Consider the following 14,001-nt stretch of genomic DNA (forward strand, 5'->3'; position numbering starts at 1 on the left):
CTTAGAGTGTATTGCTGCCGGCACTCTTGCAATTTGGCCGCTTCCCCTTGACCGGATGCAAAAGCGCGGCCAACCCTAGTGTCACGGTTTTCATCGAAATCTCCCTGCTGATCCGAGGATGCGCGGCAATCGCGGCCTCGCTCGATCAACGCGCAGGCACCGACGTTTATTCCCGGGCATGCCAACACAATGGTGATTGGCAGAGGGCCCCGGGCGTCGCTATATCGGCGCCGTAAAGTCGGAGTTCTGGAATGGCACTCGATATAGGCTATGTCAGCGCGGTCGGGGCAGGGGCGATCTCGTTCCTGTCGCCTTGCGTGCTGCCGCTCGTGCCGCCCTATCTCTGCTACATGGCCGGCGTGTCGGTCGACGATTTTCGCGGTAATGCCGGAGCGGCAGCCAAAGCCGGCGCCCGCACCGCGCTGCTTTATTCCTCGATTGCATTCGTGCTCGGCTTCTCGACCGTGTTCGTCGCGCTGGGCGCCGGCGCCTCGACCATCGGCCGCCTTCTGCGCGTCTGGCAGGAGCCGCTGGCAATGGGCGCCGGCGTGCTGATCATCCTGATGGGGCTGAATTTCCTCGGCATCCTGCGCATTCCGCTTTTATCGCGCGAGGCGCGTTTCCAGTCGCAGGGCAAACCGGCAAGCGCGGTTGCGGCCTATGTCATGGGACAGGCCTTCGCCTTCGGCTGGACGCCGTGCATCGGCCCGGTGCTGGGGCCGATCCTGACGCTGGCCGGCGGCCGCGAGACAGTGGGCGAAGGCGCATTGCTGCTCGCCGCCTATTCGCTCGGCCTCGGTATCCCATTCCTGATCGCGGCACTGTTTTCCGGCGCCTTCATGCGTTTCCTCGGCAAATTCCGCGTCCATCTCGGCCGCGTCGAGAAGGCGATCGGCGCATTGCTGGTCGTCGCCGGCGTGTTTTTCCTCACCGGCGGGGTGCAGGCCGTGTCGTATTGGCTGCTGGAGAATTTTCCGCTGCTGGGCCGGCTGGGATAAGGCTGTCGGTATCGGGTGCGCACAAGATTGAACCTGTGACCCGCTGATTAAGAGTCGGCTGCTCACCATCTCACCGGAATTTAACCGCATTGGTGCAGCATGGCGCCCACTGCTAGCATAATTTGATTCCCAACGCTTTTCCTATGGTTGTCCTTCCATGAACCAGAGAACATGCCTATCCGTCATCCTCGCCGCCGGCGAAGGCACGCGCATGAAGAGCGCGCTGCCCAAGGTGCTGCACCAGATCGCCGGGCTGCCGATGGTCGCGCATGTGGTCAAGGCGGCCGAGGCAGCGGGCGCCGGCGACCTTGCGCTGGTGATCGGCCACGGCGCCGAGGAGATGCGCAAGGCGGCGCAGAAATTCGCGCCGGAGGTAGAGGCTTTCGTGCAGGAAAAGCGCCTCGGCACTGCGCATGCGGTGCTTGCCGCGCGCGCTGCTATATCAAAAGGTTACGACGATATCCTCGTCATGTTCGGCGATACGCCGCTGATCGATCCGGACGCCCTCACGGCCGCGCGCCTGAAGCTGGCGCAAGGTGCTGCCGTCGTGGTCATCGGCTTCCGCACGGCGAACCCCACCGGCTATGGCCGCCTGATCGAAAAAGGTGGCAAGCTCGTCGCCATCCGCGAGGAAAAGGACTGCTCCGACGAGGAGAAGAAGATCACCTTCTGCAATGGCGGGCTGATGGCGATTGCCGGCAGCCAGGCGATGAAATTGCTCGACGCCGTCGGCAACAGGAACGCCAAGGGCGAATACTATCTCACCGATATCGTCGAGCTTGCCAGCAACCAGGGCCTCGATGTCGTCGCTACCGAAGCCAGCTTCGAGAATGCGCTCGGCATCAACAACCGCGCCGAGCTGGCGCAGGCCGAAGGCATCTGGCAGGCACGCCGCCGGCAGGAAGCGATGCTTTCGGGCGTGACGCTGATCGCACCAGAAACGGTGTATTTCTCGCACGACACCGAGATCGGCGCCGATACCATTGTCGAGCCGAACGTCTGGTTCGGGCCGGGTGTGAAGATTGCAGGCGGCGCCAGGATTCACGCCTTCAGCCATATCGAAGGCGCCATCGTCGCCGCTCATTGCGATGTCGGCCCCTTCGCGCGGCTGCGGCCGGGCGCCGATCTCAAACAGAAAGCCAAGGTCGGCAATTTCTGCGAGGTCAAGCAGGCCGTCATCGAGGAGGGCGCCAAGGTCAACCATTTGACCTATATCGGCGACGCGCGGGTGGGCGCCGGGGCCAACATCGGCGCCGGCACGATCACCTGCAATTATGACGGCTATCTGAAGCACTTCACCGATATCGGCGAGGGCGCCTTCGTCGGATCGAATTCCTCGCTTGTCGCGCCGGTCACCATTGGCAAGGGCGGCTATATCGCCTCGGGCAGCGTCATCACCGAAAGCGTGCCCGACGATGCGCTGGCCTTCGGGCGTGCCCGCCAGAAGACGATCCCCGGCAAAGGCAAGGAATTGCGCGAGCGCTTCGCGTCGGCCGCGGTTGCCAAAAAGAGGTAAAACCGGTCTTCAAAAACTGAACGATTGCAGTAACTGGATTGCAAGTGCGCTGTGTCATGATGCATGCGTACGAGACTGTTCCCATTACACGGAACGAAACGCAAAGTAACTTTCGCGAGAGCCCGGCAATCCGTAGATAGCGCCGGGTTCTGCCGGGGATTGGGGACTGTCTGCATGTGCGGTATCGTTGGAATTGTCGGCCATTCGCAGGTTGCGCCGCTCATCGTCGATGCGCTGAAGCGGCTTGAATATCGAGGCTACGATTCGGCCGGCGTCGCCACCATAGAGAAGGGGGCGCTTGGCCGCCGCCGCGCCGAAGGCAAGCTGGTCAATCTCGAGCGCAGGCTGAAGGACGAGCCGCTCGACGGCACGATCGGCATCGGTCACACCCGCTGGGCCACGCATGGCGTGCCGAACGAGACCAACGCGCATCCGCATTTTTCCAATGGCGTCGCCATCGTCCACAACGGCATCATCGAAAATTTCGCCGAGCTGCGCGACGAACTGATCCGCGACGGCTATTCCTTCTCGTCGCAGACCGACACCGAGGTCGTCGCGCATCTGGTGGCGCGGGAAGTCGCCAAAGGCTTGAAGCCGGTCGATGCCGCGCACAAGGCGCTCAAGCGGCTGGAAGGCGCCTTTGCGCTGGCGATCATGTTCACGGGCGACGAGGACCTCATCGTCGGCGCCCGCAACGGCCCGCCGCTGGCGGTCGGCCATGGCGACGGCGAGATGTTCCTGGGCTCCGACGCCATCGCGCTTGCCCCGTTCACCAATTCGATCACCTATCTGGAAGACGGCGACTGGGCGGTGGTGCGCCGCAGCGGTGTCGCCATCTTCGACATTGACGGCGAAAAGGTCGACCGCAAGCGCCAGCAGTCGCTCTCGACCAGCTTCATGGTCGACAAGGGCAATCGCCGCCACTTCATGGAGAAGGAAATCCATGAGCAGCCGGAGGTGATCTCGCACACGCTGGCGCATTATGTCGATTTTGTTTCCGGCGTCTCCAAGCCGCTCGACCTGCCGTTCGACTTTGCTACGATTAACCGGCTGGCGATTTCGGCCTGCGGTACCGCCTATCTCGCCGGACTGATCAGCAAATACTGGTTCGAGCGCTACGCTCGGCTCCCGGTCGACATCGATGTCGCCTCCGAATTTCGCTACCGCGAAATGCCGCTGTCGAAGAACGACGCCGCCTTCTTCATCTCGCAATCGGGCGAGACCGCCGACACGCTGGCCTCGCTGCGCTATTGCCGCAAGGCCGGCATGAAGATCGGCGCCGTCGTCAACGTGCGGGAATCGACCATGGCGCGCGAATCCGACGTCATCTTGCCGACGCTGGCCGGGCCGGAGATCGGTGTCGCCTCGACCAAGGCCTTCACCTGCCAGTTGTCGGTGCTGGCCTCGCTAGCCGTCCGGGCGGGCGTGGCGCGCGGCACGATTTCGCGGGACGAGGAAAAGTCGCTGGTGCGGGCGCTTTCCGAGGCGCCGCGCTATGCCAACCAGGTGCTCAAACTCGAAGAGCAGATCGAACGGATCGCGCGGGACCTGTCGCGCTACAAGGACGTGCTCTATCTCGGACGCGACACCAATTTCCCGCTCGCCATGGAAGGCGCGCTGAAGCTCAAGGAGATCTCCTACATCCACGCCGAGGGCTATGCCGCGGGCGAGTTGAAGCATGGCCCGATCGCGCTTATCGACGAGAACATGCCGGTCATCGTCATCGCACCGCATGACCGCATCTTCGAGAAGACGGTGTCCAACATGCAGGAAGTGGCGGCGCGCGGCGGCAAGATCATCCTGATCACCGACGCCAAGGGCGCCGCGCAGGCGAGCGTGAAGACGATGGAGACGATCATCCTTCCGGACGTGCCGGAAATCATCTCGCCGATCATCTACGCGCTGCCGATCCAGATGCTGGCCTATTTCGCCGCCGTTTTCATGGGCACCGACGTCGACCAGCCGCGCAATCTGGCGAAATCGGTGACGGTGGAGTAGGCGTTTTTTAAACAGGTGCTTTAAAAACTTCGCAGTTCCAAAGCACCTTCCGGTTCACTAATGTTTGCGCTGCAACTCGCGCCCCGGTGAACCATGTCAGATGCTCTCAAGACCTCCGGCATGACCCGGCTGAGGAACTATTTCCTCACAGGCTTCGTCGTCTGCGCGCCGCTGGCGATCACCGCCTATATCGCGTGGTCCTTCATCGGTTGGGTGGATTCCTGGGTCAAACCCTATATTCCGGCACGCTACAGTCCCGATACCTATCTGCCGTTCCCGGTTCCGGGGTTCGGGCTGATCGTGGCGCTTGTCCTGATCACGCTGATCGGGTTCATGACCGCCAATATCGTCGGCCGCGCCATCGTCAATTTCGGCGAGCGCCTGCTTGGCCGAATGCCGCTGGTGCGGGGCATCTATCGCTCGCTGAAGCAGATTTTCGAAACCGTGCTGTCGAACAAAGGTGACATGTTCCGCCAGGTCGGCTTGGTCGAATATCCGCGCAAGGGGGTGTGGTCGCTGGTGTTCGTGGCCAGCGAGAAGGAAACCGAGATCAACCAGAAGCTTGACCAGGAAGGCGATCCGCTGACCGCTGTCTTCATGCCTTGTACGCCCAATCCGACGACGGGCTTCCTGATGTATGTGCCGAAATCGGACATCGTGCTGCTCGACATGACGATCGAGGATGGCGCCAAGCTGATCGTCTCGGCCGGGCTGGTGGCGCCGGAGGTGAAAACGAAGCTGGTGATGCTGAATGGCGAGCCGATCACGGGCACCCTGGCCAATCCGCCGCTCGGGCCTTATCCCGCCCGCAGGAGCCGCACCGCCTCGTCGCGGCCGAACAAGTAGAGCAGCAGGCGCAGCGCTTCGCCGCGCTCGGTCTGCAGGTCCGGATCACGCGACAGGATCAGTCTTGCGTCATCGCGGGCCGCTTCGAGCAGGTCCGCATGCGCCTCGATGCGCGCGACCTGGAAGCCCGGCGTGCCGGACTGACGGGTGCCAAGCAATTCGCCTTCGCCGCGCAGCTTCAGGTCCTCCTCGGCGATCACGAAGCCATCCTCGGTCTCGCGCATCACCGACAGGCGCCGCTTGGCCGTTTCGCCGAGCGGATCCTTGTAGAGCAATACACAGGACGAAGGCTTGTCGCCGCGCCCGACGCGGCCGCGCAACTGGTGCAGCTGGGCGAGGCCGAAACGTTCGGCGTGTTCGACGACCATGATGGTCGCGTCCGGCACGTCGACGCCGACCTCGATGACGGTTGTGGCAATCAGGATACGTGTCTCGCCCTGCTTGAAGGCGCGCATCGCTTCGTCCTTCTCGGCGCCCTTCATGCGGCCGTGGACGAGGCCGATCCGGTCGCCGAACAGCGGCTTCAGGGAAGCAAAGCGGTCCTCGGCCGACATCAGCTTTATCTCTTCGGATTCTTCCACAAGCGGGCATATCCAGTAGATTTTCTGGCCGCCGGCCACCGCTTCCACCATGCGATCGACGAGTTCGTCCAGCCGCTCAAGCGGCAGCGTGACGGTGCGGATCGGCTGCCGGCCGGCCGGCTTTTCCGTCAGCTTGGAGACGTCCATGTCGCCGAAGGCGGTCAGCACCAGCGTGCGCGGAATGGGGGTTGCCGTCATCACCAGCATGTCTGGCGCGTCGCCCTTGGCGGTGATGGCAAGCCGCTGGTGAACGCCGAAGCGATGCTGCTCGTCCACGACGGCAAGGACAAGATCGTGGAACGCCACCGTTTCCTGGAACAGCGCGTGCGTGCCGATGACGATGTCGATCTCGCCGCCGGCCAGTCCCGCCAGCGTTTCGGCGCGTTCGCGGCCCTTTTCGCGACCGGTGAGGATGGCCGTGCGCATGCCTGCCCGTTCCGCCAAAGGGGCGATCGTCGCCAGATGCTGGCGCGCCAGGATTTCGGTCGGCGCCATTAGGGCAGCCTGGCCGCCAGCCTCGACGGCACGCGCCATGGCCAGGAGCGCAACGACCGTCTTGCCGGAGCCGACGTCGCCTTGCAGGAGGCGCAGCATGCGCTCGGGGTCGGCGAGGTCTGCATTGATTTCGGCGAGCGCGAATTCCTGGGACGCGGTCAATGTGTAGGGCAGGGCCGCGCGCAGCTTGTCGACGATCCGGCTGTCGCCGGTGAGCGGCCGGCCGGACAGCCTGCGGACCCTCGACCGGACCAGGGCGAGTGACACCTGGCCCGCCAGCAACTCGTCATAGGCGAGGCGCCGCCATGCGGCGCCTTCGATGGCGACATCGATCGGGTCCGCGGGATGATGGATGCGGGCCAGCGCGTCACCGAAAGACGGGAAACTCTGGCGGCGCATGAAAGCACCATCCTGCCACTCAGGCAGTTCCGGCAGACGGCCGAGCGCCTGGCCGATGGCGCGGCGCAGCACCTTGGCGGACAGCCCCGCCGTGAGCGGATAGACCGGCTCGACCAGCGGCAGGTTTTCGGCGTCGCCGGCCAAGGCGATATGATCCGGGTGGACCATGGTCGGGCGCCCGTTGAACCATTCCATGCGTCCGGAGACCACGACATGCTCGCCCACAGGCATCGATTTTTCCAGATAGGCAGCATGGGCGTGGAAGAAGGTCAGCGCCACTTCGCCGGTATCGTCATGGGCGTAGACCCGGTAAGGCACCGACCTGTTGCCGCGCGGCGGCGGCTGGTGGCGGTCGATGCGCAGGTCGAGCGTGACAATGGCGCCTTCGGCCGAGCCGGCAATGCCCGGCCGGTTGCGGCGGTCGATGACGGTATGCGGCAGCACGAACAGAAGATCGCCGGCGCGCGCCGCTCGGTCGCCGAGATCGGCCGCGACGACTTTTTCGATCAGCGCACCGACCTTCGGCCCGACACCGGCGAGCGACGTGATCGGGACGAAAAGCGGGTCAAGGATGGAAGGACGCATGATGTCAGCTTATGTCGCGACGGCTGCAGCGCAAGGCTGACAGCCTCTTCTATCCACGCTATATGCGCCGCAGCAAGCGAGGATGCGGCACAATGACGGGAACGAAACGATCAAGCGAGGGGCTCGACGCCCGCCGCCGCAAGCTCTTGTTTCGCTCCTGGCACCGCGGCATGCGCGAGATGGACCTTATCCTTGGCACCTTCGCCGATGCTGAGATCGGCGCCTTGACCGGCGATGAAATCGACCAATATGAAAAGCTCCTCGATATTCCCGACACCGAGTTCCTGCCCTTGATCACCGGCGAACGTCCTGTTCCCGCCGAAATTGATTGTGCGGTCCTGCAAAAAATCATGGCTTCACGCCGGACAATGACCTTTTGAAGAACGCTTCCATGAGCCTCATTCCCACCATCGGCTTGCCGAAAGGCCGTGCCGGCCAGTTCATCGTCGACGGCGTCGCCGACGGCTATGAAGCCTTCGCGCTGGTGCAGGCGGCGCGCGAGATCGCGCCCGACAAGCCGGTGCTGTTCGTGGCGCGCGACGGGCAGCGCCTGCCGGCAATCACAGAGGCGCTGGCCTTTGCCGCTCCCGGCCTGCCCGTGCTGGAACTGCCCGCCTGGGACTGCCTGCCCTATGACCGCGTCTCGCCCGGCTCGGATGCGGCCGCCCGGCGGCTCGACGCGCTCGCCGCCATGATCGCGCTGGCGAGGAAGCCGCATCGCGCCGTCATTCTCACCACCGCCAATGCGCTGCTCCAGCGCATTCCGCCCGCGGATCTCATCGAGGCGCAGACCTTTCACGCCAAACCTGGCAACCAGATCGATATGAACGCGCTGGTGTCGCGGCTGGAGACATCGGGCTTCGAGCGGGTGCCGACGGTGCGCGGCATCGGCGAGTTCGCCGTGCGCGGCGGCATCCTTGACCTGTTCGCGCCTGGCTGGACCGAGGCGCTGAGGCTGGATTTTTTCGGCGATACGCTGGAATCGATCCGCGTCTTCGACGTGGCCACGCAGCGCACCACCGGGCAGCGCAAGTCCATGGCGCTGCAGGCGATGAGCGAGGTGGCGCTGACGCCCGAGACGATCAGCCGCTTCCGCCGCGCCTATATCGAAGCGTTCGGCGCGCCGTCGCGGGACGATGGGCTTTACGCCGCGGTCAGCGAAGGCCGGCGCTTCGCGGGCATGGAACATTGGCTGCCGTTCTTCTACGAGCGGTTGGAGACCGTGTTCGACTATCTGCCGGACACGCCTGTCGTTTTCGACCATCTGGCGCATGAAGCGCTTGCCGAACGCCACACGCTGATCCTCGATCACTACGAGGCGCGCAAAAAGCAGGCCGAAGGTGCGCTGAAGGACGCGGTGCCCTACAAGCCGGTGGCGCCGGACCTGCTTTACCTCTCGCCGGAAAATCTCGTCGCTTCTCTCGGACCGCGCGAAGCGATCGACTTCACCGCCTTCGACGCACCGGATGCGGGAGCAAGAAAGGTCTTCCACGCCGGCTCGCGCCATGGCCGCAGCTTCGCGGAAGAGCGCGCCGACCCCAACGTCAATGTCTTCGACGTGGCGGTGAAGCACATCGCCGACGAACGCGCGGCACGCCGCCGCGTCATTGTCGCCGGCTGGACCGAGGGCTCGCTCGACCGGCTCGGCCAAATTCTCGCCGAACATCGTCTGGGCAATCTTGCGCCGGTGGCGACCTTGGCGGAGGCGGAGAAACTCGAGCCGGGGCAGGCGGCATTGGCCGTGCTGCCGCTGGAATCCGGTTTCGAGACCGAAAGACTGGTCGTCGTCGCCGAACAGGACATTTTGGGCGACCGGCTGATCCGGCGCTCCAAGCGCAAGAAGCGCGCGTCCGACTTCATTGCCGAAGCCTCGGCCCTGTCGGCTGGCGACATCGTCGTCCATGCCGACCACGGCATTGGCCGCTTCATCGGCCTGCGCACAATCGAAGCCGTCGGGGCGCCGCATGATTGCCTGGAAATCCACTATGCCGGCGACGACCGGCTGTTCCTGCCGGTGGAAAACATCGAGCTCCTGTCGCGCTACGGCTCCGATACAGCCGAGGCGACACTCGACAAACTCGGCGGCGGCGCCTGGCAATCGCGCAAGGCGCGGCTGAAGAAACGCCTGCTCGACATGGCCGGGCAGTTGATCCGCATCGCCGCCGAACGGCAGATGCGCGCTGCACCCCCGCTGGTGCCGGCGGAAGGCCTCTATGGCGAGTTCGCCGCGCGCTTCCCCTATGAGGAGACCGATGACCAGCAGACGGCGATCGATTCCGTCAGGGACGATCTGGCGGCCGGCAAGCCGATGGACCGGCTGATCTGCGGCGATGTCGGTTTCGGCAAGACCGAGGTGGCGCTGCGCGCCGCCTTCATCGCGGCGATGGAAGGGTTCCAGGTGGCGGTCGTCGTGCCGACAACCCTGTTGTCCCGCCAGCATTTCAAGACCTTCTCGCAGCGCTTTTCCGGCCTGCCGATCCGCGTCGCCCAGGCATCGCGGCTGGTCGGCGCAAAGGATCTGGCAGAGACCAAGAAGGGCATTGCCGAAGGGACGGTGGATATCGTGGTCGGCACCCACGCGCTGCTCGGCAGCGCGATCTCGTTCAAGAATCTCGGCCTCCTGATCATCGATGAAGAGCAGCATTTTGGCGTCAAGCACAAGGAACGGCTGAAGGACCTGAAGACCGACGTCCACGTGCTGACGCTGTCGGCGACGCCTATCCCGCGCACGCTGCAACTGGCATTGACCGGCGTGCGCGAACTGTCGCTGATCGCCACGCCGCCGGTCGACCGCATGGCGGTGCGCACCTTCATCTCGCCCTTCGATCCGCTGGTCATTCGCGAGACGTTGTTGCGCGAGCGTTATCGCGGCGGCCATTCCTTCTATGTCGTGCCGCGCATCAGCGATCTGGCGGAAATCCATGATTTCCTGAACCAATCCGTGCCGGAACTGAAGGTGGCGGTGGCCCATGGCCAGATGCCGCCGGGCGAACTCGACGACATCATGAACGCCTTCTACGACGGCCAGTACGACGTTCTCTTGTCGACCACCATCGTCGAATCCGGCCTCGACATCCCGACCGCCAACACGCTGATCGTTCATCGCGCCGACATGTTCGGCCTGTCGCAGCTCTATCAGTTGCGCGGCCGTGTCGGGCGCTCGAAGGTGCGCGCCTACGCACTGTTCACACTGCCGGCCAACCGCAAGCTGACCGACACCGCCGAACGTCGACTGAAAGTGCTGCAGTCGCTCGACACGCTGGGCGCCGGCTTCCAGCTCGCCAGCCACGATCTCGATATCAGAGGCGCAGGCAATCTGCTCGGCGAAGAGCAGTCCGGCCACATCAAGGAAGTCGGCTTCGAGCTCTACCAGCAGATGCTGGAGGAGGCGGTCGCGGAGGTGAAGGATTCCGGCGAGGTGCTGGATGGCGGCTGGTCGCCGCAGATCGCCGTCGGCACGGCGGTGATGATCCCGGAGAGCTATGTGCCGGACCTGCAGCTCAGGCTGGCGCTCTATCGGCGTCTCGGCGACCTCGAGAGCACCGAGGAAATCGATGCTTTCGGCGCCGAGCTGATCGACCGTTTCGGCCCGATGCCGGAGGAGGTGAAGCATCTCCTCAAGATCGTCTTCATCAAGGCGCTCTGCCGCAAGGCCAATGTCGAGAAGCTCGACGCCGGGCCGAAGGGCGTCGTCATCCATTTCCGCAAGCGCGAATTCCCCAACCCGGTCGGATTGGTCAAGTTCATCGGCGAGCAGGGCTCGCTGGCCAAGATCCGACCCGACCAAAGCGTCGTCTTCACCCGCGACTGGCCAACGGCGGAAAAGCGTTTGGCCGGATCGGCTGTCGTCATGACGCAACTGGCGCGGCTGGTGGAGAAGGCGGCGTAGCCGGTCCGCACCATTCGCCAGCGCTGAAATTCCGGTCTAGAATAGGAAATCGGCTTCGTGTATGGAGCCGCCACCCCACATAGGGGGCTGGAAATGGCGGGCGAGGGTGCTCGCCGGAAAGAGCGTTGGGTGCAGCGATGACGAAATGGTCGCCGAATTCGTGGAGGGCAAAGCCGATCAAGCAGGTCCCTGCTTATCCGGACCTTGCCGCGCTGAAGAACACGGAGGCCCAGCTCGCCACCTTTCCGCCGCTGGTTTTTGCCGGCGAGGCGCGCAAGCTGAAGAAGCAACTGGCCAGCGTTGCCGCCGGCGAGGCGTTCCTGCTCCAGGGCGGCGACTGCGCCGAGAGCTTTGCCGAACATGGCGCGGACAACATCCGCGACTTCTTCCGCGTCTTCCTGCAAATGTCGGTGGTGCTGACCTTCGCCGGTGCGCAGCCGGTGGTGAAGATCGGCCGCGTTGCGGGCCAGTTCGCCAAGCCACGCTCGTCCGACAACGAGACCAAGGGCGAGGTGACGCTGCCGAGCTATCGCGGCGACATCATCAATGGCATCGAATTCGACCTCAAGTCGCGCATTCCCGATCCTGCCCGCCAGGAAATGGCGTACCGTCAGTCGGCGGCAACGCTCAATCTTTTGCGCGCCTTCGCGCAGGGCGGCTACGCCAGCCTGGAGAATGTGCATCGCTGGATGCTCGGCTTCGTCTCCGACAGCCCGCAGGCCGAAAAATACGAGTCGCTTGCCAACCGCATCACCGAGACGATGGATTTCATGCGCGCGGTCGGCATCACCTCCGAAACCAATTTCGCGCTGCGCGAGACTGATTTCTATACCAGCCACGAGGCGCTGCTGCTCGGCTATGAGGAAGCGCTGACGCGTGTCGATTCGACCTCCGGCGACTGGTACGCGACGTCTGGCCACATGATCTGGATCGGTGACCGCACCCGCCAGCCCGACCATGCGCATGTCGAATATTGCCGCGGCATCAAGAACCCGCTCGGCCTGAAATGCGGCCCGTCGCTGACGCCGGACGGCTTGCTGGAACTGATCGACCTGCTCAACCCCGAGAACGAGCCAGGCAGGCTGACGCTGATCGCGCGCTTCGGTTCCGACAAGGTCGCCGAGCATCTGCCGAAGCTGGTGCGGGCGGTGCAGAAGGAAGGCCGTAGCGTCGTCTGGTCGTCAGACCCGATGCATGGCAACACGATCGAGGCGGCCGGCTACAAGACGCGGCCGTTCGACCGCATCCTGAAGGAGGTGCAGACGTTCTTCGAGGTGCACCGCGCCGAAGGCACGCATCCGGGCGGCATCCATGTCGAGATGACCGGCAAGAACGTGACTGAATGCACTGGCGGTGCCCGCGCCATCACCGCCGAGGAATTGCAGGACCGCTATCACACCCATTGCGACCCGCGCCTCAATGCCGACCAGGCCATCGAACTGGCGTTCCTGGTGTCGGACCTGCTCAAGAAAAGCCACCCGGTGCAACACAAGCAGGTCGCCAACGGCTGACCCCCGTCCAAAGCAGTTCACAGGAAAAGCGCTTCCTGCCGAAAAATCAGTCTTGCTTGTAGAGCAGCCAGCTCTTGCCGGCGCGGCCCGCCATCGTCGAATGCCTGGTCACGCGGTTACGTCCGCTGACCTTTGAGCGGTAAAGCGCCCGGTCTGCCTTGCTGTAGAGGTCTTCAGGGCCCTCGGCTTCGGATGCCATGCAGATGCCCATCGAGACGGTGACGGTGCCGTAATTCATGCCGGTCTGGCTGCTGGTGAAAGGCGACTGCTCGATCAGCGCGCGAATGCGTTCGGCGATTTCGTAGGTGGCGTCCTCGCTTGCGCCCTCGACGATCAGCGCGAATTCCTCGCCGCCGGTGCGGGCGACGAACATGTCGGCGCGAATGCTGGTCTGGAATATATCGGCGATGATCTGGAGGATCTTGTCGCCGACGGGATGGCCGTACCTGTCGTTGATGTCCTTGAACCGATCGATGTCGGCGAGGATCAATGCGTTGAACAGGATGCCTTTGTTGCTGTTGTAGATCCTGGTGATTTCCTTGTCGAAGGCGCGACGGTTCCAGATTTGCGTGAGGGGGTCGGTGTCGGCCAGGCGCTTGTATTCCTCGAGCTTCGACTTGACGCTTTCCAGTTCCGCGGTCTTGTCGCTGAGCGTCGAGGCAACTTGCCGGCCATGATCGATCGTCGAATTGGTGGCGACCGCCATGGCGTTGACGATCTTCTGCAGAACATCCGGCGACAGCAGGCTGTTTCTGCCGAGTCCGCTCGACGTTTCGTTGAGGATCCTGCCGTATTTCTCGATGTGGCTGCGCTCGCTCCTCAGCAGCGAAGCGATGTCCTCAAGTTCATTGGCGATGACTTCCCTGGCGTGCTCGACGATGCCGGAGCCATGGTTCTGGGCAAAGAAGGCGCGTCCGATCCGGTCGAGGTCGTCCTGTGTCGGTCGGCCGCTCAGCGACACGACGGCAAGGCTGAGCTCGCGATTGGATCCGCTCAAGGCCTCGTAGAAGATCTCGTAATTGCGTGGCAGGCCGAGCACGCCGAGCTGGCGCATTGTGGCCAGGACAGTGCTCGCAATATCGGTGCTTCGTTCGCTCTGGGCGGCTGCCGGCTGCATGTTCTGTTCACTCTTCCCCGGGAACACGCTGCGGCATTCGCAGGCATCCAATGTCGCCGACCTGGG

9 protein-coding genes are annotated in these 14,001 nt (G+C 63.8%); 7 read left to right on the forward strand and 2 right to left on the reverse strand.

The features are described 5' to 3' along the window. The first annotated feature begins 251 nt into the window (after nt 1–251). The 4 genes from FJ443_RS12490 to FJ443_RS12505 all read left to right on the forward strand — a co-directional run bounded on the left by FJ443_RS12490 (nt 252) and on the right by FJ443_RS12505 (nt 5,358). Nucleotides 252–998 (forward strand): cytochrome c biogenesis CcdA family protein, encoded by a 747-nt coding sequence (locus FJ443_RS12490; RefSeq protein WP_140664254.1) that lies wholly within the window; start codon nt 252–254, stop codon nt 996–998. A gap of 157 nt (nt 999–1,155) precedes the next feature. Continuing rightward, nucleotides 1,156–2,514 (forward strand): bifunctional UDP-N-acetylglucosamine diphosphorylase/glucosamine-1-phosphate N-acetyltransferase GlmU, encoded by a 1,359-nt coding sequence (gene glmU / locus FJ443_RS12495; protein ID WP_140557818.1) that lies wholly within the window; start codon nt 1,156–1,158, stop codon nt 2,512–2,514. A 174-nt stretch (nt 2,515–2,688) separates the two neighbouring features. Continuing rightward, a complete protein-coding gene (gene glmS, locus FJ443_RS12500) occupies nt 2,689–4,512 on the forward strand; it encodes a glutamine--fructose-6-phosphate transaminase (isomerizing) (protein ID WP_140560900.1) in 1,824 nt (607 codons plus the stop codon). 93 nt (nt 4,513–4,605) lie between these two features. Then, nucleotides 4,606–5,358, forward strand: coding sequence for a DUF502 domain-containing protein (locus FJ443_RS12505; RefSeq protein WP_140557815.1), 753 nt, complete (start codon nt 4,606–4,608; stop codon nt 5,356–5,358). Here the strand turns inward: FJ443_RS12505 and recG are convergent. After that, complete coding sequence (recG, locus tag FJ443_RS12510; RefSeq protein WP_140515263.1) at nt 5,310–7,418, reverse strand: ATP-dependent DNA helicase RecG; 2,109 nt, start codon at nt 7,416–7,418, stop codon at nt 5,310–5,312. The genes FJ443_RS12505 and recG overlap by 49 nt on opposite strands. A gap of 92 nt (nt 7,419–7,510) precedes the next feature. On the opposite strand from recG, the gene FJ443_RS12515 reads away from it, so the two are divergent. The 3 genes from FJ443_RS12515 to FJ443_RS12525 all read left to right on the forward strand — a co-directional run bounded on the left by FJ443_RS12515 (nt 7,511) and on the right by FJ443_RS12525 (nt 12,818). Next, a complete protein-coding gene (locus FJ443_RS12515; RefSeq protein WP_140498959.1) occupies nt 7,511–7,798 on the forward strand; it encodes a succinate dehydrogenase assembly factor 2 in 288 nt (95 codons plus the stop codon). Nucleotides 7,799–7,809: 11 nt separating this feature from the next. Beyond that, nucleotides 7,810–11,307, forward strand: a complete 3,498-nt coding sequence (mfd, locus tag FJ443_RS12520) for a transcription-repair coupling factor (RefSeq protein ID WP_140664258.1) — start codon at nt 7,810–7,812, stop codon at nt 11,305–11,307. Between the two features lie 137 nt (nt 11,308–11,444). Beyond that, nucleotides 11,445–12,818, forward strand: a complete 1,374-nt coding sequence (locus FJ443_RS12525; RefSeq protein ID WP_140515265.1) for a 3-deoxy-7-phosphoheptulonate synthase class II — start codon at nt 11,445–11,447, stop codon at nt 12,816–12,818. Between the two features lie 46 nt (nt 12,819–12,864). Here the strand turns inward: FJ443_RS12525 and FJ443_RS12530 are convergent, their stop codons facing one another. Beyond that, the gene (locus FJ443_RS12530; RefSeq protein ID WP_140560903.1) at nt 12,865–13,935 is read right to left on the reverse strand and encodes a diguanylate cyclase; all 1,071 of its coding nucleotides are present in this window, start codon (nt 13,933–13,935) and stop codon (nt 12,865–12,867) included. Nucleotides 13,936–14,001 lie beyond the last annotated feature (66 nt).

Source organism: Mesorhizobium sp. B2-6-1 (genome assembly GCF_006440475.1).
In the GTDB taxonomy this organism is placed as follows: Bacteria; Pseudomonadota; Alphaproteobacteria; order Rhizobiales; family Rhizobiaceae; genus Mesorhizobium.